The sequence below is a fragment of the Methylobacterium sp. HMF5984 genome, assembly GCF_045033435.1.
Taxonomy (GTDB): domain Bacteria; phylum Pseudomonadota; class Alphaproteobacteria; order Rhizobiales; family Beijerinckiaceae; genus Methylobacterium.
Window position 1 is genome coordinate 4,059,379 of record NZ_JBJFLN010000001.1, and the last position, 25,891, is coordinate 4,085,269.

Sequence of the window (25,891 nt, forward strand, 5' to 3'; positions counted from 1 at the left end):
CTCTCAATCAGCCCGGTCCAAAGCCAGCCGGTCAGGTCAGTCCTGCTCGACCTGACCATGCCCGTGATGGACGGATTCTCGTTGCTCGACAGCCTCCGAATTCTGCCCGACTGCGCCGAGGTTCCGGTGGTGGTGCTGAGCGCTCGGAACATCACGGCAGCGGAGCGCGCCCGCCTGTCCGAGGCAGACCGCATTCTGCGCAAGGGCGACGCCAGCTTGCAGGACATCGCTATGGAGCTGCGTAAGCTCGACAATCGCCAGGCGCATGCCGAAGAGACAGCATCCGTCGATGCGTCCTCCCAAGATTGAGGGCCCCGCACTTATGTCGGAGGTACTGAGGCAGCGTGGGACGGGCAGGCCGCCGGCTGCTTCCTTCAAGGGATTGAGTGAACAATGGGTGCGTGGAGACATCGGCCTCGCCTATGAGGCTGACCTTGCCAGCAACCGTGCCAAAACACTGGAGGCGGAGTAGTTTCGTGACCGATACCCTATGCAAATAGCTGCGGCCGAAGACGTCATGCGAATGTCTGCAATGGAGCAACATTCAGAGCGCTTGGAACGGCCGCCATGGGCGCAAAGCGGAAAGGCAGCTTCAAGCTCCTATCGATCGTTTCGCCACGCACTCCTCGGTCTAAGATGATCCCCGTCGAGGTGGGGCATGGAATTCTCCCTGGAGCCTGCTCATCCCTCATCTCGGATGCCGAAACGCTTCGCCACCTGAGCCGCGTGGCCGCGAGCTTCTGTCCGCCAAAAGGAAAGAGCCACGCTCCCTGTGAGCTCCGAGCCTCCACCGCCAGCCATGCGGGACGGGGACTGCCGGGTCACAAAGATCGAAGGGCATCGACGGACAAGCGGACCCGCACATGCGGGACCGCGGGATGGAGGGAACGGGTAGCCCCAGACCTCCACGACGACCCTGACGCCCCGCGGATCGAGCGGACGGGTCCGTCGGCGCTGGCCGTCCAAGCTGACGGGAAGCGGTGCGTAAAGGCCGACAGCACAGCCCCGGCCTGCCTGTCGCAAGGTTGCACCTCGATCCGCCGATCGACCGACGGCGTGGCTCCGAGATCCGGACCTCCTCGGTAGAGCGTGGCTTTGCCGCCCACCGGCAAAGCCTTGCCTTGAGCAAGCCGATCTCCCTCAAACGTTCACCAAGATCCGGGGCATGACAGGGAGCACGGAGCCGGCACCACCGCCTCGGCCCGGCTGTCGCTCCACAAGGCTTCTGTGAAAAGCCGCCGCACCTGAGGGAACCCCGCGCCGAGGCCGCCAACGCCGCGGCGGCACCGGAGCCCGGCCTTCTTGCCCACAAACGATCTGCACGCCCGCCTCGCCGCGACAATCCTAGCGCGGCTTGAGACCGCTAACCCGACTTCATGGTCCCCACCCTGGCATGGCACCGACCCGATGCCGCGCAACGCCCGCACCGGCCGGCGCTACCGCGGCCTTAACGTGCTCGCCCTATGGTGCGCGGCGCAGACACACGGCTACGCCGATGCGCGCTGGGCGACCTATCGGCAATGGGCGGCGCTCGGGGCGCAAGTCCGCAAGGCCCAGCGCGGAACCCTCGTGCTGTTCTACAAAAAGCTGCCCCGCGGGACCGATGAAGACGCGACCGACGGCGCCCCCTTCGTCGCCCGAGCCGCCTTTGTCTTCAACGCCGCCCAGGTTGATGTCGTATCGCCGCCTGCTGACGCACCAGCGCCCAGCATCACCTCAGACCCGTTACCCGCCTTCGACGCGTTCGTCGCGGCCACCGGCGCCACTATCCAGCATGGCGGCAACCGCGCCTGCTACGTGCCGGCAACCGACACGATCCACCTGCCGCCCCGAACCGACTTCCGCTCGCCGACTGGCTACGCCGGCACTCTCGCGCACGAGCTCGTACACTGGACCGGCGCCGCGCACCGCCTCGCCCGCGACCTCACCGGCCGGTTCGGCGCCCGGGCTTATGCCGCGGAGGAACTCGTGGCTGAACTCGGCGCCGCCTTCGTACTGGCGGATCTGGGCATCGCACGCACACCCCACCCGAACCACGCCGCCTACTGCGCTTCCTGGGCGCCACTCCTGCGCGTCGACCCGCGCGCGCTCAGCCACGCCGCTGCGCAGGCCTCGCGCGCTGCCGACTACCTCGCCGCGCTGCGACCCAGCAGACCGTTGAGCGATCGCGAGGAAGGTTGCCGCCCACACCACTATTCTGCTACACATCCCCAGGCGTCTAGCGAGACAAACGTCTGAGAAGACTAGCTCTTTTGGAAGCCGGCGGCGGGCTTAGTGTCCTGGCGCCCCAGCCAAGCCTCCGCTAAGTCATTGATCTGATTGCATTCGGCTCTCAGCCGCTTCGGCGGCCTCACCGATTGTACGCAGAGCTGTTGCACGCGCTTGTCCACAGGGGCAGGCCGTTGACGATTTGTTCCAACGTGTTCCGCCGCGGGGCGGTATACTGGTGGCGAGGGCGATTCCGTTGCGATGAGCGGACGCGACCCTCTGGTGCCCCGGTTAGGGGGAAGTCCATCACGGTCGCTCTGAGCCTGCGCACCTCCCACCCAGCAAGTGCGCGCACACTCGGCTGGGGGCTCAACGCGGAAAGCCTCCGCGTTCGGGATGACCCCGCCATGCAAACAGCGGCTCAAATCCGCGACCACTTCCGCGCGTTCGTCGATCGGGAGCGAAGCGCGCGGATCGCGCGCTAGCAGCGTGACCTCAATTCACCGCGCGCCCCTCTCATCGGCGACTGGTCCACACTCATGGAGAAACGGGAGCGGGAGTACCGGATCTTCGGAGGCCTTTAGGCGCTGGCGGCGGAGGAAGGCTTCGACGCAGGGTACGACAGTGAACTCGATGCGCGCCTGAAGCGGGAAGGCCTCAGCCTGACGGAGCGTGGAGGCATTCGACGGCGGATCGAGAACGGTTACCTGCGCGATCTCAGTCGCCCGGACGAGACTGGTCGGCTCACGCCACCGCGCGCTTATCTTCAGACGATGCTGACCAGCATGAGCGAGCCTTTGACGGAGGCTAGCCTCAATCGCTGCCTCCGTGGCCTCGCGGCGCTCTTCAGCCATGTTTCACGAGAGTTCGCCTCAACCTATGCCCAGGTGCGTGCGGATCCACGGGAGGCCTGGGCCAACCTCTCGGCGATGCGTGCCAGGGGTGAGATGCCGCGTGACACGCTGGGCTGGGCCACATCCGACTTCGACGGCGCTGACAGTTTCGGGTGGGGCGACTTCAAGGTTCAGGCCCCCACAACCCCGCCGCAGTCAGAAAGCAGTTATACAGATCTGGCTGCTCTCAAATCCGAGCCGGTCGGCCAGCCGGCACCCGAGCAAGACCCCATAGCCGACCGGAACCACCCACCCGCGGCGCCACCTCCTGCGTCGTACCCTCCAAAAACGGAGGCCGCCGCGCCGGAAGAGGCGTCAAGGCCATCGTCTGGATCTTCGGAGCTTGACGGAGAGGATCGCGGTCCAGCCGTCACCGATTGCGCTCCAGCCCTCGACCAGCGAGGTCTGGACGATGCGCATGAGGACAGCGAAGCCGGTTCTGGTCCGGTCATGGACTCGCTGACCGATATGGTCGGAGAACTCAGCACGCACAAGGGCGCCACCTGGGACGAGAAGACCCAACGGCAGCATCGGGCGGTCGCGGCAATGCTGGGCGACATCGCCGGCACCGATGACCTGCGGCAGATCCGGCATGCCCATCTCGCTGCCTATATCCAGAACCTCTCGAACCTGCCGAAGGCCTACGGCAAGAGTTCACGTGATGCGGCACTGTCGATTGCGGACCTGGTCGAGCGCGGCCGAACGATGCGGACCGCGGGGCAGACAGAGAAAGTCGGGCTCAGCCCCGCGACCGTGAACCGGCATATCCCGCAGCTCTCGACGATCGCGAAGTACTGTCGGGCCTAGCAGCGTCCGATTGGGCAGGTCGAGCTCTTGGGCGACTTCCGCCTGATCGACCTGGAGCGGGACGGCGAGAAGCGACCGGCCTTCGAGGTCGACGAGGTGAAGGCCCTGTTCGCGCACCCCGTCTGGACGTCGACGGCCCCGGAAGCGGAGATGCTGCGGGTCGCACGGGGGCAGCAGATTTTCGCAGCCCTCTACTGGCTGCCGCTCCTGGGCTACTACACCTGCGCGCGCCTGTCCGAGTTGGTCTACCTAGAGCTCGGTGACATCGACTTGGAGCAGGCCACGCTCAAGATCCGGCCGACACGCAGACGGCGCCTTAAGAACGCGGTGTCGCGTCGGACGCTGCCGCTCCATCCAGAGCTGATCCGCCTCGGCTTCCTAGATTACGTGCGGGGCAGATCCGGTGCGCGAAGCGATCTGATCTTCGCGGAGGTCACGCAGTTTGGCGAGAACACGCCCTTGTCGAACCTGTTCGATAAGCGCTGGACGGTCGTTCTGGACGAAGCCGTGCCCTCGGCCCGTGAGGAGCGCAAGACGTTCCATTCCTTCCGGCATTTCGGCAATACGGAGATGATCCGGCGGCTGGTGCTCGATCCGATCCGCGAGTCGATGATGGGCCATGAGGGCGCCACCGTGAACTCACGGAACTACAAGAAGACGCTCAAGACTGAAGATCTACGAACGGCCATTGCCGCCATTCCCTAAGTCACGCGTGGACTTCGGGCGTGTGACTGACGCTCATTAAGTCATCGCTCACGCTCGGCTCTCTGGGACGCCGAGTATCGGCAGAGGGAAGTTGGTCGCGCCGCCGATGCCTCCCGTCATCGTCTCCTCACTCCGCGCGCAAAAACGCTGCGAAGGGACCTTGACGGTCCATCCCGCATACAGAACCTTGTCCGCGTCGAAACCAGAAGCCGTTTAACGTGCCTTGAAGACTCATGCGGCACGTCAGCTTCGGCAACCAAGTCGCTGAAGCTGACGTGCCGCTTTGGGTGGTTTCCTGCCTGTCCGCTTTCAAAAACTGACGACGCAAAACCGTACGTGTACACATATTGTGCTGGTTGGCGGTTCCGCGCCCTGTGCTGCCGTAACAGGCAGTCCATCCCGCCCCGAATAACGGACAGGCCGGGATTCACCCTCAGCGATCCTTCGCATTGCGATGCGGAGAAATTTCGGCAGCGGGGATGAGCTCTCAGGCTGAGCATGCCGGGACCTTCCGACCGACGAAAGCGTCGGGGTCCCAGGTCTTCAGCAACCACGGCACGCGCGAGCCCGCTATCGGCTTGGCATAGAGGTAGCCCTGAGCGTAGTCGCACCCCATCGCCGCAAGGTGCTGTGCCTGCTCCACCGTCTCCACGCCTTCCGCCGTGACTTTCATCGCAAGGTTCCGGCCGAGGCCGATCACGGCAGCGACGATCGCTGCGTTGTCCGGATCCTGTTCCATATCGCGCACGAAGCTCCGGTCCACCTTGATATGGTCGACAGGGAACTGCTTCAGGTGCGTGAGCGAGGCGAAACCTGTCCCGAAATCATCGAGCGCGATGCTCATGCCGCTGGCGTGAAGGTGGGCAAGCGTCGCGGGCACGGTTTCCGCCCCCTTACCGAGGAACACCGTTTCAGTGACCTCGACCTCCAACTGCGTCGCGGGAATCCCGAAGCGGCTCAGGACACCGAGGATCATCCCGGCCAGGTCGGGCTTGCGGAACTCGGCCGCGGCGAAGTTCACCGCCACGCGTCCGAAATTGATGCCACGCTCGTTCCACGCCTGCATGTCGGCCGCCGCTGCTTCAAGGATCCTGTCGCCAATCGCGGTGGACAGCTCCGGGTCCTCGAAGACCGAACCGAAATAGCCCGGCGTCAGCAGTCCCCTCTCGGGGTGCCGCCAGCGTGCCAGCGCCTCGAAGCCGACGATCCGGCCCTCCGTGAGGCAGACCTTCGGCTGGTAATACGGCACCATCTGCCCCGCCGCGAGGGCGGCGCGCACTTCTGCGGCGATCCTCAGGCGGCGCAGGGCGTCCACGCGCATCGCGGCCGAGAACACGACGATCCGGTTCCGGCCCCGCACCTTGGCCTGGGACAGGGCAATGTCGGCATCCTTGAGAAGCTCGCGCAGATCCGTGTGGTGCTCCGGGTAAGCGGCCACACCGATGCTGGCCTTGCAGGTCAGCGCATGGTCCCGGATTCGCACCGGCTGACGCAGGCGCTCGATCAGCGCTTCCGCATGTCGAACGGCGTCGGGCATCCGCAGCGGGTCGACGAGAATGAGGGCGAACTCGTCGCCCGTGAGCCTTGCGAGCGTATCGCAGGGCCGCAGGCCGTCCCGCAGGCGATCGGCGACCTCGCAGATCACGGCATCGCCGATGTCGTGGCCGAGGGTGTCATTCACGTCCCTGAGATGGTCGAGGTCGATCAGCAGCAGACTCACGCATGTCCCATCGCGCTCTGCCGCTGAGAGGGCCGCCTCCGCACGTCCGCGGAACAGCTGCCGATTCGGCAGTCCCGTGAGCGCATCGAGGTTGGCTGTCTGCCACAGCTTCTCCTCGGCGAGCTTGCGTTCCGTGATGTCGAAGGTGATCCCCACGATCCGATCCGGGTCGACCCGCTCGACTGACGAACACAGCCACTGCATGCGTCCGGTGGGCGAGACGTACCGGAACTCGCGCTCGTCGCGTGCGCCTCCGGTTCGAATGAAGTCCGCCATCTGAGCCCGATCGTCCGGGTGCACGCCAACGAGGAACTCCGATCGCGAGTCCGCCGCCAGACCAAGGACGTCCGGGGCGTTCTCGGATCGGGAGGTCCGCCCCGTAATCAGGTTGCGCTCCCACGCCACCATTCGGCCGGCGCGCAAGGCGAGACGCAGGCGCTCCTCGCTGGTGCGCAGCGCGGCGATCGCCCGCCGCTGCTCGGTCACGTCGCGCACCGCACCGACCATGCGGACGGGCCGCCCCCGCTCGCCGCGGACGATGAAGGCTTGGTCGATCACCTCCTTGTAGCCCCCGGCGCCACCGCGGTAGCGGTACTCGGCCTGCCACCGATCGTCCGTGCCGCCGACGGAAGCGGCGAAGCTGGAGGTTACGCGCGCGCGATCGTCGGGGTGTATCCGAGCGGCCCAACGCGACCAGGAAGGTTTGCTCTCGTCATCCGTATAGGTGCGCACCTCGCCGGTTGCCTCGATCCAGGCGACATCGTCCGACGCCATGTCCCAGTCCCAGATGCCGTCCTGCGTGGCGCGCACGGCCAAGCGGTACCGCTCCTCCTGAACCCGGATGGTCTCGGCTGCCTCGTGGCGCTCGTGGATGTCGGTGATCGTACCGACCCACTCCAGGACCCGACCCGCCTCGTTCTTCAGCGGGACGGTCCGGGCCAAAACCCAGCGGTACTGGTCCCCCCCATAACGGACCCGGCAAGTGGCGCTGCCCGCCTGCTCGGTGGCCATGGTCGCATGCCAGATCGCGCGAAACGCTTTCCGGTCCTCAGGATGCACGGCCTCCAGCCAGCCCTGGTCGAGATAGGCGTCCGTGGCCTGCCCCGTGTAGGCCGCCCAGCCGCAGATCTCGATGATGCTGCCGGTCGCGTCCGCGCGCCAGACCATGGTGCCGGTGGCTTCGACCAAGGCCTGATAACGCTGCACCGACGTTCGCAGATCGGCGTCCAGCGCGACCTGAGCGGTGATGTCGCGGGATACAGCAAGAATGCGCCCTCGGCCGGGTTGGTCGCCCGCGAGCGGGCTCAGGTTGACCGCCCACCATTTCGGCTGCCCCGAAGGCGTCGGGCAGAAACCGCGGAAGCTGGCGCTGTGCCCGGCCCTTGCGTTCGCGAGCGCGGTCAGAGCCGCGTCACGATCCGCCCCATGCCAGAACTCGAGCCAGGATCGGCCGAGGAGCGGCTGGATGTCGTCGATCTCCATCACCGTCTGACCGCCGGGGCTCATGAAGAGGAGCTGGCCCTCCAGGTCGACGAGCGTCACACAATCCGCGCTGATCTGGAGCAGGCCGCTGAAGAGCGCGTCGAACAGCCCATGCTGAGGCTGATCCGGGCACATGCGGGACGTCGTCAGGTCGCGTGTTTGCGCGTCCGGAATACGGGCAGGCCCGACCTCCTCGGAGCGGTACAGGTGATAGCCGCCCCGACCGGCAGCCTTGGCGCGGAAGAGCGCCTGATCCGCGTGCAAGAACAGGCGGTCGGCGTCGAGCTCGTCGTCCGGCGCGCGCGCAATTCCGATGCTCAAGCCGATCCGCGCCGGATAGCCGCCGAGATCGAAAGGTGTCGCGACCGCGACCAGCAGCCGCTCGGCCAAAGCGACCGCTTCCTCGATGCGGCCCGTCCCGGTCTGGATGATGACGAACTCATCGCCTCCCAGGCGCGCCACTATATCCTCAGCGCGCACGAGGCCATTCAGCCGCTGCGCCACCGCGCACAGCAAGCTGTCGCCGGCCGGATGACCGAGGGTGTCGTTGACCAGCTTGAACTGATCCAGATCGAGGCAAAATAGCGCGAAGCCGCCGCCGCCGCGCTGGGCCCGCACGATCTCCCGCGCAAGCTGCTCGCGGAAGAGGAGCCGGTTCGGGAGACCCGTAAGCGGATCGTGACGGGCCATATGCGCCATCTGCCGCTCAGCCTCCTTGCGCTGAGCGATATCTCGGATCACGGCGACATAACCGTTCGACTCCCCCGTCGCCGGGCTGCTGATGAGATTGAACGAGACCTCGACCCAGACCCATGAGCCGTCCTTGCGGCGGTATCGTTGCTGGCTGACTGTATGCTTGAGCTTGCCTCGTCCCACTTGCTTGAGAAGGCGGGCGAAGGCCCCGGCGTCCTGCGGATGGGCGAAGTCGATCGTCTTCGTGCCGAGAAGCTCCTCGGGCTCGAATCCGAGCAGCCGTTTCGCCGCGGGCGAGACGTAGCGGTGCCTACCGTCGAGGTCGCAACGGACGATCACATCGGTGGCGTTGTCCGCCAGCAGCCGGTACAAGGCTGCGCTCTCATGAGCCTCGCGTTGTGCCCTGTTCATGCGCAGCAACGTGACCGCGATCTGCGCCAAGCTTCGAAGCTGGCCCTGCTGCTCGGCCGAGAACGTGCGCGGCACTCGGTCGATAACGCACAAGGCGCCGAGGTGAATGCCGGGAGCAAGCACGAGCGGCGCGCCGGCATAAAAGCGGATGTGCGGTTCGCCCGTGACCAGCCGATTGGCAGCAAATCGCTCATCACGCGTGGCGTCCTCAACCACCATCATCGCGTCGGACAGGATGGTATAGGTACACAGGGAAACGTCACGCGAGGTCCCGTCCACGTCCAGGCCGCATCGGCCTTTGAACCGCTGCTCGTTTTCGCCGATAAGGCTGACGAGGGCGATCGGAACTCCGAACAGCGCCTGCGCAGTCTGGCAGAGCGCGTCGAATTGCGGCTCGGCGGGAGAGCCGAACACGTCGAGATCGCGCATAGCCTCTAGACGCCCGACTTCGTTTGGATGAACCGGATACATATGTGATCCACTGCGGTCCGCCGGAACCTCGGGTACCCCGCCTGGCTCAACCCGAGGACAGAGTCATTAAAGCATAATTTGGAATATATCGTTTGTTTGGTGTCGCAAGATGAGTATCATCAGGACACGTCTCGTTATTTTTTGACAAACATCCGAACTATATTCGAACTAGCGCGCCAATCTATTGCTATAATATGAATTAATATTATATCAAGCATGTCATACGGCGAAGATATGGAAAATATCAGTATAGTTTTCCTCGCCGCCTCATAGTAAGCTCGCTTGAACTCACGATACGGTTCGGATAATATTGGCGACACTCGCGACGGCAATCAACGCGCCTCTCGCACCCGCTGAAATCTGGACGGTCCGGGCCGGGTGCCGAAATTACCAGCCTCGCCCAAAGACGCGGAGACGCCAGTATACACCGCCAGCGGCTTCAAGGTGCTCATCGTCACCGGCTACCGCGCGTTTCCGCTCTGCGTTGATCGCCGTGCGCACGCGGCTGACCGAGGCCAATCGCCTTCGCGATTTCGGAGCGCTGCTTTCTGTAGCCCGAGGCGGCCATCGGGTAGTCGGCCGGCAATCCATAGCGCTCGCGGTAGCTGCGCGGATCGAGCCCGTGGCCCGTCAGATGCCGCTTCAGCGTCCTATAAGCTTTGCCGTTGATAAAACTGATCAGCGCATCCGGCGTGACCGACTCGTGGATTTGAGCGGGGGTCGGTTTGCGGTCGATCTCGATTGGTGTGTCCGTTGCGGTTCCGTCCACAAGGCCAATGACCGTGGCGTGGATACGGCCGATCAAACTTGGAAGCTCAGACATGGGAACAGAATTGTTCGAGACATAGGCTGAGACGATGGTGCCGGCCAACCCGATCGAACTGAGGGAACGCCGCCCATTGATCTCTATCATACACTTTATCTCCTGGACCAAGCAGAGGGTGATATTTCGACTTCGAGAACGACAGCGCGATTGTGGTCCGCCTAACCCGTGCAAATCGCGGATCTGGTTGCGACCGCAGCCGCAGCCACTCGATACGCCCCGGCGTCCACGAACGCGTTTCTGGTGAGAGGCTCCGAAATCACGACCGTGTTCGCGTGCGATGCCCTGTGGCAACCATGTCGCCGATCACACACGGCCACTCGGCTCGGGAACGGTTGAGGTCGACGAGTCCTGTCACGCCTGACCCTGGAGGACAGGACCTACGCATCAGGAGAAAAAAGATCGGCGCATGCTATTTTTTAACCCTGATCTGGCGGAGCGATGTATCTTCAGTCTACTGACAGACACTAAATCACGACGGTGGGGCTTCGAATCGGCCGAGTCAGCGCTCATCGTCGGCTATTCGGGCAGGCGAGGGCTGGGTGAAAACCGTTTTTTCGACAAAGCACGTCCACCCGCGTGATCGGTTCGATTTTTGGCACGACGTTGCCCGGAAGGACGTCGTCGATCACGCCTCCACACCGCGATGCCGGAACACGTTTCGCGCTCAGCTTCGTTCGGGGTCGGTCGGTGCCATTGGGCTTGTCTCGTTCCAGAATTCGGAGATGTCGGTCACGCACACACGCCATCACATCGCGCACGCGAACACCGACGAACTGTTCGTCTGCCGGCAATTCGGTGGTCGGATCGCTCTGGAGCAAGACGGCCGCCAGGTCGTACTCGAGCCAGGCGACATCACGCTGATTGACCCAAGCTTACAATACCAGGGACGGTTTTCCGAAGCTTCAGAGGTGCTGGTGTTGAAGGTTCCACGGCAGCTCATGAACGCCCGGCTCGGGCAGACTCAGGAGATGACAGCGCGCGCGATCAAGCCCTGCACGGCCGAGACCGGTCTGCTCTCGGCAAGCCTTGCGATGCTGCCGTTCCACATGCCGGAGGTGGGCTCGACCGCGGAAGCGCTCCTCGAGCCGCACCTGCTCGATCTGATCAGCCTGGCGGTCGGTCAGACGTGTCCGACGTCAGCACCTGTGGGACAGAATGAGGGTCTTCACGAACGGAGGATGGCTGGTTCATCGTAGCCCCTGAGGAGCGAAGATGAAGCAGACATCCGGACCGGCCAAGAAGCCGGCAGAAGCGGTGATCAAGGACATCCGTCGGGCCACACGTCGGCAGTTCTCGTCCGAGGAGAAGATCCGTGTGGTGCTGGAAGGCTTGCGTGGCGAGGACAGCATCGCGGAGTTGTGCCGACGTGAGGGGATTGCCGCCTCGATGTACTACGGCTGGTCCAAGGAGTTCCTGGAGGCTGGCAAGAAGCGCCTGTCCGGTGACACGTCTCGTGCGGCCACCACGGATGAGGTGCGGGATCTCCGTCGCGAAGCGGGGGCGCTGAAGGAGGTCGTAGCTGATCTCGTCCTGGAGAACCGTTTGCTTAAAAAAAGCATGAGCGGGGCTGGGGGCGACGAGGCATGAGGTACCCGGCCCCCGAGAAGCTGGAGATCATCCGGCTGGTCGAGCAATCCCACCTGCCGGTGCGTGCCACCCTGGACAAGCTCGGCATCACGCGCTCGACGTTCTACCGCTGGTACGACGCCTACCAGCGCGGCGGCCCCGAGGCGTTGAATGACCATCCTTCGCAGCCGAGCCGGGTCTGGAACCGTCTACCTGCAGAGATCCGCGAGCAGATCGTTGCCTTGGCTCTGGAGCAGCCTGAACTCAGTCCGCGTGAGCTGGCGGTGCGCTTCACCGACGAGCGGCGCTACTTCGTCTCGGAAGCGACCGTCTACCGGTTGCTCAAGTCTCAGAACCTGATCACCAGCCCGGCCTATATCGTCATCAAGGCCGCCGACGAGTTCCGCGATAAAACCACCGCGCCCAACCAGCTTTGGCAGACGGACTTCACCTACTTGAAGGTCGTTGGCTGGGGCTGGTACTACCTGTCGACGGTCCTGGACGACTTCTCACGCTACATCGTCGCCTGGAAGCTGTGCACGACGATGCAGGCCAGCGACGTCACCGCCACGCTCGACCTGGCGCTGGGTGCGGCTGGGCTCGATCAGGCGCGGGTGATGCCGCGGCCACGCCTGCTCTCCGACAACGGTCCAAGCTACGTCGCCAGCGACCTGGCTGACTGGCTCGGCATTCGGGGCATGACCCACATCCGCGGTGCGCCATGCCATCCGCAAACGCAGGGCAAGATCGAGCGTTGGCATCAGACACTCAAGAACCGCATCCTGCTCGAACACGCGTACTTGCCCGGCGAGTTGGAGACGCAGGTTGCCGACTTCGTCGAACACTACAACCATGCCCGAGCCCATGAGAGCCTGAGCAACCTCACGCCCGCCGACGTCTACTTCGGACGCGGCGAAGGGATCCTGGCCGAGCGGGAACGCATCAAGCGCCAGACCCTGATGGATCGCCGCTTGCGCCACCACGCGCAGGCTGCCTAACCTCTTACCCCAGATGAACCAGAGCCTCCGCTCCTGAACACCGCTGAATGTCCCAAATCATCTGACGACGGACAGGCGGCCTTCGATCGTGATTCGCCTTGGAAAGGGTACGTGCGGGATGGCGCCTTCAGACGACCGCTCCGAGGACAGCCGCACGCTTTGTCGACGGTCGTCGACCCTTCCGAGGTTTGGATCGGTACCCGTGCCTCTGCCGAGGCGGCTTCCGCGACGAGCCTCACGGATGCATTCTCGTGGTGATCACCGCCGATGCGATGGCATCGGCGGTGAAGCGGATCGTTGCGCTATGCCGCCCGGCGGCGTAGGTCCGCGATCCGGGCGTTCAGTACGGCGCGCAGTTCCTGTACCTCGACATAGGCGGCCTCGGCCTTCTCGAAGGCGGCCAAGCCATCCTTCTGGATCTCTTGGGTCAGCGCCTCGATGCGCCGGACCGCGGTGAGGAAGCTCGGCGTCTCAGGTAAGCGGGTCTTGGTCATGGTCTATCTTCTCTCCGTTTAATCAGCTGTAGGCAACGAAGGTCAGCACGACCCGGACGAAGATTGTCCCATCGCGGAAGTGCAGGAACAGCGGCTTGTTGGACTTGAGTTCGCGATAGCGCTCGATGACGAGGCCGGTATCGGCCGCGGTCGCCAGTGCCCACCCGGGTTCCCAGGCCGGGTCGTCGTCGTCATCCCCGTCGCTGAAGTCGAGCGCCTCGACGGGAGCGGCGTACGGCTTGATCTCGGCGGTCACGCCGGTCGCCATGCCCGTCGCTGCCGCGAGGTTGGCCAGCAGGCTGCGCTCGACACTCCAATTAAGCTGTCGCAGCCGCCGATCGGCGAGCTCTGCGAGATCGCCCAGGCTCGCGGCGAAGCGCTGCAAGGCCCCCGCTAAAGCGATGTGCCCGGCCGCCTCCAGATCCTCCGCCTAGGCGGTATCGTACGCATTAAGCGCGCGCTCGACCCGAACGCCGGTGGCCTCGACGAGGTGGCGTACCAGCATCGCCGCGGCCGTTGGGGTCGGCTCCGATCGCGCCGCGACCGCGTCCAGGGCGGTGAGCTGCGTACCGGCGTGGCCAAGCCCGGCGACGAGATTCGGAACCGTGATAGCTGCGCGCACCGTCGTGTAGGCGTTTAGGGCCTGGAACCCCTCAATTGGACCACCGCCGCGGCAGATCAGGGTCGCCGACAAGCCGTGCTCCCGGTGCAGCTCGCCCGCTCGCGCGAACGTCGCGTCCAACGAGCGCTCCGCCGAAGGTCCCTCGAATATTGCGTAGATCCGGTGGAGCCGCATCAGGCCGCTGTCCTCGAACTGGCGCAGGACGTGCTCCACGTCGCGAAGGGCATCGCCGAACTCGGCGGCGATCAGCGCGATATTGCGCGGATCCTCCGGCACCACCCAAGTCCCGGGGCCGAAGCCGTACCCCTCCCGCCACTGCGCTGCAGCATCCGCTCGCGCTCGAGTTCGCCGTCGATCGAAACCGCGTCGACCCAGAGCACGGCGGTGATCCGAGCCTGCACCTCGGCCCCGCGCCCGTAGCGTTGGCGTAGGCTGGTTTGTCCGGCCCACTGTGTGTAGGCTACAATTTTGGTCGGATCTTGACTTTGGTAAATACTGAACTGGGTCATAGGACGCACTGAAAACAGTCGCATCTTGCGTTCATCACTGAATTATTAATTTATACTTTCCATCTGCAAAAACGAACAGTTGGCTTGTGACACATTAGGTTAAGGCGCGGGCCGCCTTCGGATGTAGGACCTTGCTGGTTCGAGCTTGGTTGTGGCGACACGGATCGATCTCTGCGGGCGGCCTGATGATCAACGCTCGCCGCGTCGAGGCGAACGGCATCACCTAGATCCCGTACGGGAACCAGACTTTCCTGCGGGACCGTCCGAAGCGACCCGTCGTAGTGCCTGTGTGGCAGGCCGCGCGGTAAGCTGCGCGCACGGAAAAGCCCGCCGCGGCGGGTGCCGGGCGGGCCTAGGAGTCAGTGAAGAATTATCAATCCACCGTACCTATCCAGAAAATGTGGAAAAACAATTCTCGCTGTTAGCTAATTTTTCTTACAACTTCGTGTTCAAGCACCAAACCTATGAGTAGGGTTGTCAGTCCGAAAAATATGACATATGTATAATCGACAGTAACTGGCATGCCTGGATAGTATCCCAGCCTCACCCATTCTATAATTTGAACTGCAGGATTATATTTCAAAACATCATAAATCTTATCGGGAAAATAGTTTGGTAAAAACATCACGCCGCTAGTTGTATAAACTATTATAGTGAACAAGATGAAGCCAAAGTGCCAAGCTGGGAAATAGGCGGCAATACAAACATTGACGGTGCCAACGCCGATCCCCAGCAGAATGGCGGCAAGGTAGCCGCACATCGAGGTGAACGGATCTAGAGGCATGGGGTTGATGCCAGCCGCAAATAAGATTGAAAAGACTGTAAGAAGACCTAGAAATCCAGTTACTATCTCAACCAAAATGCGAGATATAATTACATCGAACAATTTGACCTGTGGATAGTAAGTCAGCGGACGGTTCGAGGCGACTGCTTTCATAACCTCGCGCGCAATGTACTGAAATGCCAGTACCGGCACTGCACCAGTCGCAAAGAACAACGGTCGGCTGTTTCCAATCGGAGAAGGTACTCCACGTAAAGTAAAGATAAGCACCAGCATAAAAACGTGGGCTACTGGCCATAGCACCACAACAGCGTAACCCCAATGCGAGCCGCCGAAGCGTGTACGCATATCGCGCAATATGAGCGCGTGCAAAACATGGAGATAGGACTCCATTTGGCTGCGCTCCGAATTTCGAGGCAGTTGATCGCTTGGGGTCATCATGCGGGCTCCGAAGGCTCGGAGACGTCTCTCCGGCAAAAAAGAGCCCAAAGTGTGAGGGGCGCAGCACTACCGGCGTGCCCTAGCAGACGCCGAAGGCAGGGAGCGTAAGCTCTACAAGACTGCCCGCGATCGTGAGTTGGAACATCCTTTATAGGGCTTCGAAGCCCCTTGTCAGCCTGGATCCACGCTGACCAGGTTGCCCGGTCGGTGATGTCGAGCTGCTGCGGCCGCCTCGATTGGACGGGCTGGATCGTCGACGTTCACGATCAGGCAGGATGCCACGTGTGCAGCCTGGACTCCACCGATGTCCGGATGGAACGGCGGGCGGCATAGGCCAAGAAGACGGCTCGATGGGGATGAAGACGACGTTCGTGGTCCAGACCTTCGTGGTCAAGCGCAAGCGCCTGGTGCCCGGCGACCGCGAGGTGGCGCCAACCGAGAGCGGAGCGCTGAAGAAGGCGGAAGCCATGTCCGGGCGGATGCCCGGCACCGCGGCGCTGAAGGTGGTGGCCGACGACGAGACCGGCGAGCTGGAAAGCGCGACGATCCTGGCGAGCTTCGGCGAGGTGCCCGAGGACTTCGCAGGGAGCTTACAGGGCGGCTGAAACGTAAAATCGCCCCGCCACCCTTCCGGGCAGCGGGGCGCAGGCGCATCGAGTCGGTAGTCGGTCTTACGACACCGGCCGGAACATGCCGACGATGCGCATCGGGTCAGGGGCGTGCTCGAGACGGTAGCGCCTCGAGGGCATCCAGACGGTGCTGCTGACGCTCGTTGAAGGCTCGGACGTGTTCGTCGAGTTCGCTCCGAAGTGTGCCAGCGATACGCTCCTGCGCATTGACGCGGCCTTCCATTTCGGCGCGGGAAACGAACCGATCTTCGATCCGCTGCTGGTCGGCCTGCATTTGACGAGGCGCTTCTCCGAGCGCGCTTCGACCCGACCGATGCGATCGCGCATGGAATCGTAATGCCGAGCGCCCGGGCGGCGCCGAGCGAGAGGTCGATGGCGCGGAGCAGGCGCGGTGCAGGCGCGGATGCGGGCCGCGATCGTTGATCCGGACGACGACGCTCCGGCCGGTGGCCATGTCGGTTACGCGCGCACGGGTGCCGAAGGGCAGGGTCCAGTGGGCGGCCGTCATCCCGAGCGGGTCGAACCGCTCGCCGTTGGCGGTGACCCGGCCGGACTCGTAACCGTAGAACCTGGCCCGACCGATGATCTGGGCGCGAGCAGGCGTCGACGCGGCCAACAGGCACGCGACGGCGGCCCGCAGCGCGAGGCGCTGCAGGAGCATGACGGGCCTCCAGATCGGATCAGGTCAGGGTGATGGTCGACAGGCCGTTCGGCCTGACCCAAACGGCGCCGTTCGACCAGGTCAGCGTCATGCCGACGAGGGGCGCGTCACCGACGATGAAGGCTCGTCCGTTGGACTTGGCCGGCTCGCTGCAACGTCTAGCGTCCGGACTCATAACCAGTAGCTGACGGTCGCGGCGAGGCGGACGGCGGCGAGGTCGTTGACCGCCGAGCGGTCGTAGCGCGTAGCGATGCGGCGGAAATCTTTCAGGCGACCGAACATCCGCTCGATGGCGTTGCGTCCTCGATAAAGCACAGGCGAGAAGCACGGCTTACAGCGTCGGTTGACCTTGGGCGGGATGTCGGGCGCGGCTCCGGTCGCCTCGATCTGCCGGCGGATGGCATCGCTGTCGTAGCCCTTGTCGGCCAGCACGATGCGGCAAATAGGTAGGCGTTCGAGCAGCAGCGCGCCGGCCTTGCAGTCGGCGACCTGGCCACCGGTTAGCAGGAAGGCGAGCGGGCGGCAGGCGCGGTCGGTCAGGGCGTGGATCTTGGTCGTGCGCCCGCCGCGCGAGCGGCCGATGGCCTGGCTCTGCTCCCCCCTTTACCCCCGGCGGCGCAGCGGTGAGCCTTCACGGCGGTGGAGTCGATCAGCACCTGCGAGGGCGGCCCGCCGGCCTGGGCCAGGGTCTCGAACAGCCCGACCCAGACCCCCTTGGCCGCCCAGCGCACGAAGCGGTTGTAGAGCGTCTTCTTCGGCCCGTAGACGTCCCGCGGCGCAGCCGTCCAGCGCCCGCCGGACTTCAACATGTGGATGATCCCGCTGATCACGCGTCGGTCGTCGACACGCTCCTTGCCCCGGGTGTCTGTGGGCAGGTGCGGTGCGATTCGCGCAAACTGCTCGTCCGTCAGCCAGAACTGATCCATCGACCCCTCCCGTGGAAGCCGTGAATCACACCTACGCCGTCCGCGCCACCGTTATGGGTCCGGATGCTAGTGCAGGATTTGGTTGACGGTCGGCGCGGCGGTGTAGGTCATGGTCGCGAGTTGGCCGGCCGGGATCGTGAAGCTGCACGGACTGCCGGGGCAGACCGTCAGGTTGCCGCCACCATTGGCTGCGCCGACGGTGACGGAGACGGAAGAGCCTCCGTAAACAACGTAGCTCGACATCGTCGGCAGCGGGCCGAGTTGCATTGGGCTGGCCGACAGCGTGAGGGTGGCGCTACCGGCCGGGTTGTAGCCGACATTGTCGTGGAACCGGTTGTTGGCGCCGGTCGACGCATTCCGCAGCGAAGCGACGGTGTTGCCCAGCAGGTTGTTGTCGTGCGCGATGACTGCGTCGCTGCCGGCCTCGATGTCGATGCCGACCTTGTTCGTGGCGTTCGGGGAAGGGGCGGCAGCGCTGTCGAACGGCGAGAACTTGCCGATCTTGTTGTCGGCCGCCGTCACCTGCTGGCAGCCGGAGCCAACCGAAAGGCCCTTCTCCCAGCCTGATAAGGAGACACTCGTCAGCGTCACGTTGTAGACCGGCCCCTGGCAGCGGACGCCACGCCCGCGCTGGCCCTTCGTTGAAGTGATCTGGCCGCCGCCGGTGATCGAGACCATGTTGATCGGGTAGGGATGCAGCGCCGTCGGCATGGCGAGGGTCGCGTCGAGGAAGATACCGTCCGAGATTCCGGCGGCGTCCACTGCGGCGACGTTCGTTTCCGACGGGTCCGCGACCTGCTGCGAGTTGGTGATCCAGGGGGTCGGGATCGACAGATCCATGACGTACCCCGTCCCCCTCGGCTGGACGACGATGTTCCCGGCCTGCGCGCTGTCGCTGGTCCCGATCGCCAGGGTGACCTTCTCAACCCGCTGACCGTTGCCAGGAATGATCTTGTAGCTGGTCCTGTTGCTGATCCAGTCGTTGGCGAAGGAGTACAGTTCGCCGGTCTGGATCACGATGACCGCAGCGTCGGGGTAGCGGTGCTTGGCCGGGTTCGGATCAAAGAAGTTCGACAGGCCGAGATTGCCCGAGATGATGTTGTTCGGGCCCACCCCGCTGTTGTCGACGAGGATGTAGCCCGAGCCGGGGTAGGCGGCGCCGTCTGCGCTATACTCGAAGGTGTTGTCCTGGACCCACTGCGCGCCGCCGGCCGCCCCCATGCGGACGCACATGAAGCATCCGCGCATCGTGGTGCGCCGAACCCAGCCGTAGCCGTTGTCGAGGTCGACCGTATAGCCGGAGGTCCGGAACGCCCCGCTGTCGAAGCCGACATGCACGAAGGCCATGTCCTCGATGCCGGAATAGACGCCGGTGGCATGGATCGAGGTGCCGGTAGCCGCGCTCGCCAGCGTGGTCATCTCGGTGCAGCGCATGCTGGCGCTGGACAGCACGGTGCGCGGGTTCGGGAACTGGAACGCGCTGTAGAGAACCTGCCCGCACGGGAAGCGCAGGCGCCCGCCGGAGCCCGGCACCTTGGACAGCGCGAGCACGATGCGCGCGGTCTGATCAACTCCGGTGTCCGCCTGGACCCCGCCGAGCACCGCGGCCGAGAAGTCCGGCAAGTGCGCCAGCGCGAAGTCGCGGATGATGTCGTCGAGCTTGCGCCCGTCGTTCCACCCCGGGATACGCACCGTGAACTTCGACACGTCGCCGCCCGAGCCTTGGTCAGTTGGCGGTAGGATGATCCGTCGCGCCGGGACGGTCGGGCCGCGCAGCGGACCAGGCGTGCCGGGATCGAGAGCGAGCGCGCCCCCGGCCTGCTTCAGCATGGCGGTAAACGCGAGCATCAGGGCGACGAGGCGCATCGGCGAAGCCTTCGGTGGTGCGGAGCGATGGAGGCGGATCGCGGCGGTCACGGCGACCAGTTCGCCGTCAAGCCGTCGGTCGCGTGGGTGCCGGTCGTCGCTATAGCGCCGTGCACGATCTAAGTGAGGTAGACCGCGAACACCACTCGCTTCGAGATGTTCACGGAGCTATTGGGGGCGTATCGCAAACTCGGATCTAAGACGCGGAATGGCCTATGCGATCCTACTTTCACCCTTTGTTCCCCTGGGGAAGCCGAAGCAGATTGCGAGCAGCTGGTTTTGCTCTCGCACTGTCGATGAGCCGGCAAAGACGAAGCCTTTGTACAGCCAAAGCATGGCCTCGAAACCCTGGATGGTTCGCCGCGCCGTGTTGAACGAGCGGAAGCCGCGCACCTGCGGCATCGATCGCTTTACCCGGAAGTGGTCGCTTTCGATGCTCCGCTGCCGGTGCTTGGTGACGTAGTGGATCGGCGCGCGAGGCAGCAACTCTGCCTCACGGCTCTCGGCGATGGCCGGCGGGTACGGGCCGGCACCATCCGTGCCGATGCGGTCAGGGGCGAGCAATGGTTGATTCTGCAGCATCGTGCGGAAGAACGGCTTGGCCACGTCGAGATCCCGGTCGGCTGTGCGGTGGAAATCGACAGGCTTGCCGTGCTTGTCGACGGCCCGGTAGAGGTAGCGCGACTCCTCCCGCACCTTGAGGTAGGTCTCGTCGATGCGGACCGATCCACAGTGTGGCTGGCGGAACTGCCGCACCCGCTTCTCGATCAGAGGCGCGTAGGTCATAACCCAGCCGTTCAGGGTGCTGTGATCGACCTCCAGGCCACGCTTCAGGAACAGCTCATCGATGTCGCGGTAGCTGAGCGGATAGCTCAGGTACCAAGAGACGACCTGCACGAAGAGCGTCGCCTCGAAGTGCCGCCCCTTTGAAGTCGGCCTTGGCGCGCTGCTCCAGCTTCGCGGCGATAGCGGACGTGATCATGGGCCGGCTCCAAGGGTGAGGCGGCAAACTCGTCAAGGATGGGTAACGATTCATGGATGAAGGCACGTTTGCCCTCGCGACAGGCCCCGCGGTTGTGCACGAGCGGAGAGATGGCAGGAACGACAAATGATCGTTACAACGCCCCACGGCATCGTTCAAAGTCGCCAAGAGAAAGATCAAGCTCCAGCCAAGGCATCGGTCTGAGTCAGGAGGGCGGCAATGTAGATATCCGACAGAAAAAAAGATATATTGCTGATTTATAGACGAAATTAAACAGAAACTTGCTAAAATATAAATTTAAACATAAGGGCTTGATTATTTTGGTTCATTCGGTAAAAAATATTATCAAGTCTATTATCAATGAATTAAGTTCCGGTCAGGTCGAGGGTTCAGAAAATGACAAAGAATTTTGCGGAATCAAGTCTGAAATGGAAAGATATTTCTTTCAGCAATGCAAATCCTGATGAAATAAAAGAAATTGAAAAGCTGTTGAATACAAGTTTATTGATCATTCCATCAATAAATGGCGGTAAATTACTGTCAAATATGATTCCTACATTAAAAGTACCTGCGGAGCGGATAATTGTTTTGGATCAGGGAAGTACAGATTCGACATATGAAGTCTGTCAGCGCTATGGCGTAGAAATACAGCAGCTTAACACTCCGCATACGTACACGCAGTGCTGTAATATTGCGTTAGGCATCGCTCGGATGCGGCACGCCGATTTTGTTTATATCGCAAATAACGATATCATCTTCGTTACGGACGTTGCCCGTGAATTACTTTACGAAATGTCAAATGACATAAGCTTAGGTGCTGTTTCATGTTCTCAAGTCATACCACTTGTTAATGATGAGATAGGAGTATTAAGTCACAGAGTTTACTGGAATCTTGATCGTACAGAGTTCGAACACGATAGAACTATACCTGAGGGAGACATATATAGACTCGAGTCCGACTTTTGTGAAGGAACTTGTGTCCTCATTCGAACTAAGGCTGCGACAGAAATTGGCGGCTTTGACGATAATTTTGGCTTTTATCACGAGGATGCTGATTTCGGAATTCGACTTAGAGAGGCCGGATATACAACTGCTTACCTTCCTCAGTCTCAAATAAAACACTTCGCAGGATCGACTTTCGCTCAAGGAAAATCGGAGTCCAGGCTTAATTATATTAATAATAGTCGAAAGTTATTTACCGATAAGCACCTTGGTTACGGCCTAAAATATATTGACCATGGATCTGATGTCGCCACGTCATGGAACATAATAAATCAGAATTTATTTCCATATATGAAAAGATATGGCCTTATCGACAATGAACGGCCTGAATTACTGTTTTCCCATCCCGGAATTCAACCTTACGACTGCCTTTATTCGGTTTGGGAAACATCGAATTTACCACAGAAATGGATCGAAAACAAAAATAATTATAAATCAACTTATCTACCGTCTATGTGGAATCTAAATGTATTTAAAAAATCCGGCTTCGAAAGAGTTCATTATGTGCCTCTCGGCGTAGAAACTGATATATTTCAGCCTTGGGGCAAGACCGAGCGCCAGTATGATGGCCCGACATTTTTGTGGTTCGCTCGCGTTCAATATAGGAAGGGCTATGACGTGATGCTAAAGGCGTGGCAAACCTTCAGCATCAAACATCCCGATGCTATGTTGATTGTTTGCGGACATGGTGTCCTTCCTTTGGGGAGTAAGATTCGATCACAAGCACGTCAATGGCGGAAATTTCTTCGATTTGATGATGATAAGGCCAGGATATCCTATCGTGAAACTATAACCCCATTGGCGAATGAGGAGCTTGCATCTTTCTATCGGAGTGTTGATTTTCTAGTTTTAACTTCGCGTTCTGAGGGATTCGGATTTTCAGTAGTTGAAGCAATGGCTTGTGGAGTCATAACTATTTTTACTTCATATGGTGCTACCACTGATATGATGTACGACGGTGCAATCACGTTTGGCGGCCGCGAGGTGGAGGCGGACTATTCTGATAAAGAATTTTCGCAGGTTGGTAACTGGTGGGAGCCGGATCCTGAAGATGTATCTACCGCCATGGCACGAGCTATGAATCTAACCTTGGACGAAAAGAAGGCTCATTTTAGAAAAGCTTTAACTTTAGTCAGAACAAAGTTTACTTGGAGAAATACTTGCCTGGCAATACGTGCCGATTTGAAAAAGTGGCAAGTCAAAAAATCTATAGATTATAAACGCGACGTTACTGCTGCAATTACTTTTACGAGTATTGTTGAATTCCTGAAACAAGTTGATTTATTGCAATCGTCCAGAAGAGATTCATCAATAAAAATCCCGGCTGAGATCAATCTGATTGAAGCCTTTGGTGAATTTGATCGAGAATTTTACTTAAAAAAGTACCCAGATGTAAAGCAATCCTTAATAGACCCGCTGAATCATTATATATTTTATGGCTGGCGGGAAGAAAGAAACCCATCAGAACTCTTTGATACTAAGAGTTTTTTTGCGGCAGATCCTATCGCGCTGAAGATCGTGGCTGGATTGAATGATTTGGGTTTCGGTTACAATAGGGATTATTTATTTGCTAAAATTACCGAATGGCAGATACGAGGACTTAGAGCAATTGCTGAAGATTATGAAACGACGGATGAGTATTTTATTGATCTACTTTACAAGATCGCGCTGAATAGAAAGGCGGATGCTGATGGATTGGATCATTATATGAAGGTGCTCGCTCGAAGTCCGAGAAAGAGAAAAATCCTCATTAGACAAATGTTTTCGTCATCTGAACGGGCAAAGATATTTCCTTTTATTCCAAAGTTTTCATTACCGTCTGAGAACGTAGGAAGCGTTGATTCTTATACAAGGGTAAGGTCACAGTTTAATCTTAGTGGCTCTCTTCGCGATTTATTTGCGATAACGAGACGATAATATATTTTCCTATGTAGGCATGGGAGAGGGAATAATTCCCTGAAGTATAGCCTAAACCTTGGAAATACGTAAAGATTGAGTCGCGCTTCGGTCCTACTGCTTCATTGGGGTGAGGCATTGAGGGGAAATTTGACCGTGGCGACTGTCATGATAGGCGGAGCGCGTCCGCGATGACGCCCATCCTGCCGAAGCGTGTTTCATTCATACGTAACAGGCACTAAAATTTAGGAATATGGTCCATGAGCATTAAGACGGCACTGATCACCGGCATCACCGGGCAGGACGGGGCGTATCTCGCGCAGCTGCTGCTGTCGAAGGGCTACGCGGTGCACGGGGTGGTGCGGCGCTCGAGCCATGCCGGGGTGTTCGACCACCGGCTGAAGTGGCTCGGGATCGAGAACGACGTGGAGCTCCACGACGGCAACCTGCTCGACCTGTCGAGCCTGGCCCGCATCGTTCAAGCCGTGCAGCCGGACGAGGTCTACAATCTGGCCGCACAGTCGTTCGTCACCGCCTCGTGGCAGCAGCCGCTGCTGACCGGGCAGATCACGGGCTTGGGCGCGGTCAACCTGCTCGAATGCGTGCGCACCCTCAAGCCCGACGCGCGCTACTACCAGGCCTCGTCGTCGGAGATGTTCGGCCTGATCCAGGAGCAGGTGCAGAGCGAGGCGACGCCGTTCTACCCGCGCTCGCCCTACGGCGTCGCCAAGCTCTACGCGCACTGGATGACGATCAACTACCGCGAGAGCTTCGCCCTGCACGCCTCGAACGGGATCCTGTTCAACCACGAGAGCCCGCTGCGCGGGGTCGAGTTCGTCACCCGCAAGGTCACCGACGGGGTCGCGCGGATCAAGCTCGGGTTGGCGAAGGAACTGCGGCTGGGCAACATCGACGCCAAGCGCGACTGGGGCCACGCCAAGGACTACACCCGGGCGATGTGGATGATGCTGCAGCAGGACAAGCCCGACGACTTCGTGATCGCCACCGGCCGCACCACCACGGTGCGCGACATGTGCGCGCTCGCCTTCGCGCATGTGAATCTCGCCATGGACGACCACCTCGTCATCGACGAGAAGCTGTACCGGCCGGCCGAGGTCGAGGTGCTGCTGGGCAACCCGGCCAAGGCCGAGGCCGCCTTCGGCTGGAAGGCCGAGATCTCGCTCGAGGCGATGATCCAGGAAATGGTCGAGGCCGACCTCAAGCGCCTGGGCGGGCGCGCGTGACCGGCCTGCGCCGCAGCGCGACGGCCCCGGCCCGCGTGCGGAGCCGCGTGCGGGCGTGAAGCGCATCCTGGTCACGGGGGCGGCGGGCTTCGTCGGGCGGCACGCGCTGGCGGCGCTGTCGGCCGGCACCGGGGCCGCGGACCGGATCCTCGGCATCGGCCGCGGCCGCCCGGCCGTCCTGCCGGAGCGGGTCGCCTACGAGACGGTCGACCTGCTGGACGAGGCGGCGCTGCACGCCAGCGTCGCCGCGTTCCGCCCGACCGACGTGCTGCACCTGGCCGCGATGGCCTCGGTGCAGCAATCGGCGGATGCGCCGGGGGAGACCTGGCGGGTCAACCTCGTCGGGCTGCTGAACCTCGCCGAGGCGGTGGCGCGATCCGCCCCCGGCGCGGGCTTCCTGTTCGTCAGCTCGGGCGAGGTCTACGGCCGGGCGTTCCTGGCCGGCCGGCCGCTGACCGAGGCGGCGGTGCCCGATCCGCAGGGGCCGTATGCCCGCTCGAAGTGGTTCGGCGAGGCGATCCTGCGCGACCTGCTGGCCAAGGCGAAGGTGCGGCTGGTGATCCTGCGGCCGTTCAACCAGATCGGGGCCGGCCAGGACGAGCGCTTCGTGGTGCCGTCCTTCGCCGGCCAGATCGCGCGGATCGAGGCCGGGCTGGTGGCGCCGGTGCTGGCGGTGGGCAACCTCGCGGCCGAGCGCGACTTCCTGCCGGTCGGCGACGTGGTGCGGGCCTATGTCGATCTGATCGGGCGCGGCCTGGACATCGCGGACGGGTCGGTGTTCAACGTCGCCTCGGGGCGGCCGCGCAGCATCGCCAGCGTGGTGGACGACCTGCGCCGGCACGCGCGGGTGCCGTTCGAGGTCCGGGTCGCAGCCGACCGGATGCGCCCGTCGGAGATCCCGGTGGCGGCCGGCGACGCGACGCGCCTGACGGAGGCCACCGGCTGGACGCCCAAGGCCGACTGGGACGCGGCGCTCGCCGACGTGCTCGAGCATGCCAGGGCGACGCTGGGCCGATCCGCGCGGTAAGAGAATTTCGTCGACGATCGGTGAGAGGCGT

Annotated in this window: 20 protein-coding genes and 2 pseudogenes; 12 read left to right on the forward strand and 10 right to left on the reverse strand. The window is 61.9% G+C overall.

Annotation, left to right across the window (positions count from 1 at the left end):
- The first annotated feature begins 57 nt into the window (after positions 1 to 57).
- The 4 genes from ACFZ8E_RS19730 (at position 58) to ACFZ8E_RS19745 (ending at position 4,613) form a co-directional block, all read left to right on the forward strand.
- Positions 58 to 309 (forward strand): hypothetical protein, encoded by a 252-nt coding sequence (locus ACFZ8E_RS19730; protein ID WP_405043586.1) that lies wholly within the window; start codon positions 58 to 60, stop codon positions 307 to 309.
- Positions 310 to 1,302: 993 nt separating this feature from the next.
- On the forward strand, positions 1,303 to 2,238 hold the full coding sequence (locus ACFZ8E_RS19735; protein ID WP_405043587.1) for an ArdC family protein: 936 nt from the start codon (positions 1,303 to 1,305) through the stop codon (positions 2,236 to 2,238).
- A gap of 755 nt (positions 2,239 to 2,993) precedes the next feature.
- Complete coding sequence (locus tag ACFZ8E_RS19740) at positions 2,994 to 3,908, forward strand: hypothetical protein (RefSeq protein ID WP_405043588.1); 915 nt, start codon at positions 2,994 to 2,996, stop codon at positions 3,906 to 3,908.
- A 27-nt stretch (positions 3,909 to 3,935) separates the two neighbouring features.
- Positions 3,936 to 4,613 carry a tyrosine-type recombinase/integrase gene (locus tag ACFZ8E_RS19745; RefSeq protein ID WP_405043589.1) on the forward strand — a complete coding sequence of 226 codons (678 nt, stop codon included), beginning with the start codon at positions 3,936 to 3,938 and terminating at the stop codon, positions 4,611 to 4,613.
- 487 nt (positions 4,614 to 5,100) lie between these two features.
- Here ACFZ8E_RS19745 and ACFZ8E_RS19750 read toward each other — a convergent pair whose 3' ends face one another.
- Positions 5,101 to 9,348 (reverse strand): diguanylate cyclase domain-containing protein, encoded by a 4,248-nt coding sequence (locus ACFZ8E_RS19750; protein WP_405043590.1) that lies wholly within the window; start codon positions 9,346 to 9,348, stop codon positions 5,101 to 5,103.
- A gap of 496 nt (positions 9,349 to 9,844) precedes the next feature.
- Positions 9,845 to 10,303 (reverse strand): MucR family transcriptional regulator, encoded by a 459-nt coding sequence (locus ACFZ8E_RS19755; protein WP_405043591.1) that lies wholly within the window; start codon positions 10,301 to 10,303, stop codon positions 9,845 to 9,847.
- 452 nt (positions 10,304 to 10,755) lie between these two features.
- On the opposite strand from ACFZ8E_RS19755, the gene ACFZ8E_RS19760 reads away from it, so the two are divergent.
- Positions 10,756 to 11,412, forward strand: coding sequence for a hypothetical protein (locus tag ACFZ8E_RS19760; RefSeq protein ID WP_405043592.1), 657 nt, complete (start codon positions 10,756 to 10,758; stop codon positions 11,410 to 11,412).
- 16 nt (positions 11,413 to 11,428) lie between these two features.
- A protein-coding gene (locus ACFZ8E_RS19765; protein WP_405041759.1) for an IS3-like element ISMex16 family transposase occupies positions 11,429 to 12,780 on the forward strand; the annotation gives its coding sequence in 2 pieces (ribosomal slippage) (positions 11,429 to 11,765 and positions 11,765 to 12,780; 1,353 coding nt in all).
- Between the two features lie 302 nt (positions 12,781 to 13,082).
- Here the strand turns inward: ACFZ8E_RS19765 and ACFZ8E_RS19770 are convergent.
- The 4 genes from ACFZ8E_RS19770 to ACFZ8E_RS19785 all read right to left on the reverse strand — a co-directional run bounded on the left by ACFZ8E_RS19770 (position 13,083) and on the right by ACFZ8E_RS19785 (position 15,624).
- Positions 13,083 to 13,274 (reverse strand): hypothetical protein, encoded by a 192-nt coding sequence (locus tag ACFZ8E_RS19770; protein ID WP_405043593.1) that lies wholly within the window; start codon positions 13,272 to 13,274, stop codon positions 13,083 to 13,085.
- Between the two features lie 22 nt (positions 13,275 to 13,296).
- A complete protein-coding gene (locus ACFZ8E_RS19775) occupies positions 13,297 to 13,659 on the reverse strand; it encodes a hypothetical protein (RefSeq protein WP_405043594.1) in 363 nt (120 codons plus the stop codon).
- 45 nt (positions 13,660 to 13,704) lie between these two features.
- Complete coding sequence (locus ACFZ8E_RS19780; protein ID WP_405043595.1) at positions 13,705 to 14,172, reverse strand: exodeoxyribonuclease VII large subunit; 468 nt, start codon at positions 14,170 to 14,172, stop codon at positions 13,705 to 13,707.
- A 654-nt stretch (positions 14,173 to 14,826) separates the two neighbouring features.
- On the reverse strand, positions 14,827 to 15,624 hold the full coding sequence (locus ACFZ8E_RS19785) for an ABC transporter permease (protein ID WP_405044422.1): 798 nt from the start codon (positions 15,622 to 15,624) through the stop codon (positions 14,827 to 14,829).
- A gap of 171 nt (positions 15,625 to 15,795) precedes the next feature.
- Here ACFZ8E_RS19785 and ACFZ8E_RS19790 point away from each other — a divergent pair, with 171 nt between their 5' ends.
- The 3 genes from ACFZ8E_RS19790 (at position 15,796) to ACFZ8E_RS19800 (ending at position 16,593) form a co-directional block, all read left to right on the forward strand.
- Complete coding sequence (locus tag ACFZ8E_RS19790) at positions 15,796 to 15,960, forward strand: hypothetical protein (RefSeq protein WP_405043597.1); 165 nt, start codon at positions 15,796 to 15,798, stop codon at positions 15,958 to 15,960.
- A 17-nt stretch (positions 15,961 to 15,977) separates the two neighbouring features.
- Positions 15,978 to 16,232, forward strand: a complete 255-nt coding sequence (locus tag ACFZ8E_RS19795; protein ID WP_405043598.1) for a hypothetical protein — start codon at positions 15,978 to 15,980, stop codon at positions 16,230 to 16,232.
- Positions 16,233 to 16,383: 151 nt separating this feature from the next.
- Positions 16,384 to 16,593 (forward strand): hypothetical protein, encoded by a 210-nt coding sequence (locus tag ACFZ8E_RS19800; RefSeq protein WP_405043599.1) that lies wholly within the window; start codon positions 16,384 to 16,386, stop codon positions 16,591 to 16,593.
- Here the strand turns inward: ACFZ8E_RS19800 and ACFZ8E_RS19805 are convergent.
- The 4 genes and pseudogenes from ACFZ8E_RS19805 to ACFZ8E_RS19820 all read right to left on the reverse strand — a co-directional run.
- Positions 16,589 to 16,917 (reverse strand): annotated as a pseudogene (locus ACFZ8E_RS19805) (septal ring lytic transglycosylase RlpA family protein); the annotation flags it as partial. The gene ACFZ8E_RS19800 and the pseudogene ACFZ8E_RS19805 overlap by 5 nt on opposite strands.
- Before the next feature lie 171 nt (positions 16,918 to 17,088).
- Positions 17,089 to 17,843, reverse strand: a protein-coding gene (locus ACFZ8E_RS19810) for an IS5 family transposase (RefSeq protein WP_405043600.1) whose coding sequence is annotated in 2 segments (ribosomal slippage) — positions 17,089 to 17,513 and positions 17,513 to 17,843 — 756 coding nt in all. Because the reading frame shifts where the segments join, the coding sequence is not laid out codon by codon here.
- Positions 17,844 to 17,909: 66 nt separating this feature from the next.
- A complete protein-coding gene (locus ACFZ8E_RS19815; RefSeq protein ID WP_405043601.1) occupies positions 17,910 to 19,709 on the reverse strand; it encodes a hypothetical protein in 1,800 nt (599 codons plus the stop codon).
- A gap of 213 nt (positions 19,710 to 19,922) precedes the next feature.
- Positions 19,923 to 20,691, reverse strand: a pseudogene (locus ACFZ8E_RS19820) (IS6 family transposase).
- A gap of 396 nt (positions 20,692 to 21,087) precedes the next feature.
- On the opposite strand from ACFZ8E_RS19820, the gene ACFZ8E_RS19825 reads away from it, so the two are divergent.
- The 3 genes from ACFZ8E_RS19825 to ACFZ8E_RS19835 all read left to right on the forward strand — a co-directional run bounded on the left by ACFZ8E_RS19825 (position 21,088) and on the right by ACFZ8E_RS19835 (position 25,860).
- Entirely contained in the window at positions 21,088 to 23,610 is a 2,523-nt protein-coding gene (locus tag ACFZ8E_RS19825; protein WP_405043602.1) for a glycosyltransferase, read from the forward strand.
- Between the two features lie 239 nt (positions 23,611 to 23,849).
- The gene (gmd, locus tag ACFZ8E_RS19830) at positions 23,850 to 24,833 is read left to right on the forward strand and encodes a GDP-mannose 4,6-dehydratase (protein WP_405043603.1); all 984 of its coding nucleotides are present in this window, start codon (positions 23,850 to 23,852) and stop codon (positions 24,831 to 24,833) included.
- 55 nt (positions 24,834 to 24,888) lie between these two features.
- Positions 24,889 to 25,860, forward strand: a complete 972-nt coding sequence (locus ACFZ8E_RS19835; protein WP_405043604.1) for a GDP-mannose 4,6-dehydratase — start codon at positions 24,889 to 24,891, stop codon at positions 25,858 to 25,860.
- Positions 25,861 to 25,891: the final 31 nt, after the last annotated feature.

What these genes read in the sequence shown, in the direction of transcription:
- ACFZ8E_RS19785 (WP_405044422.1), bottom strand. Translation starts at nt 15,624, where the DNA reads ATGACCCCAAGCGATCAACTGCCTCGAAATTCGGAGCGCAGCCAAATG.
- ACFZ8E_RS19815 (WP_405043601.1), bottom strand. Translation starts at nt 19,709, where the DNA reads ATGCGCCTCGTCGCCCTGATGCTCGCGTTTACCGCCATGCTGAAGCAG.
- ACFZ8E_RS19730 (WP_405043586.1), top strand. Translation starts at nt 58, where the DNA reads ATGCCCGTGATGGACGGATTCTCGTTGCTCGACAGCCTCCGAATTCTG.
- ACFZ8E_RS19795 (WP_405043598.1), top strand. Translation starts at nt 15,978, where the DNA reads ATGGGGATGAAGACGACGTTCGTGGTCCAGACCTTCGTGGTCAAGCGC.
- gmd (WP_405043603.1), top strand. Translation starts at nt 23,850, where the DNA reads ATGAGCATTAAGACGGCACTGATCACCGGCATCACCGGGCAGGACGGG.
- ACFZ8E_RS19755 (WP_405043591.1), bottom strand. Translation starts at nt 10,303, where the DNA reads ATGATAGAGATCAATGGGCGGCGTTCCCTCAGTTCGATCGGGTTGGCC.
- ACFZ8E_RS19740 (WP_405043588.1), top strand. Translation starts at nt 2,994, where the DNA reads ATGAGCGAGCCTTTGACGGAGGCTAGCCTCAATCGCTGCCTCCGTGGC.
- ACFZ8E_RS19825 (WP_405043602.1), top strand. Translation starts at nt 21,088, where the DNA reads ATGACAAAGAATTTTGCGGAATCAAGTCTGAAATGGAAAGATATTTCT.
- ACFZ8E_RS19770 (WP_405043593.1), bottom strand. Translation starts at nt 13,274, where the DNA reads ATGACCAAGACCCGCTTACCTGAGACGCCGAGCTTCCTCACCGCGGTC.
- ACFZ8E_RS19750 (WP_405043590.1), bottom strand. Translation starts at nt 9,348, where the DNA reads ATGCGCGATCTCGACGTGTTCGGCTCTCCCGCCGAGCCGCAATTCGAC.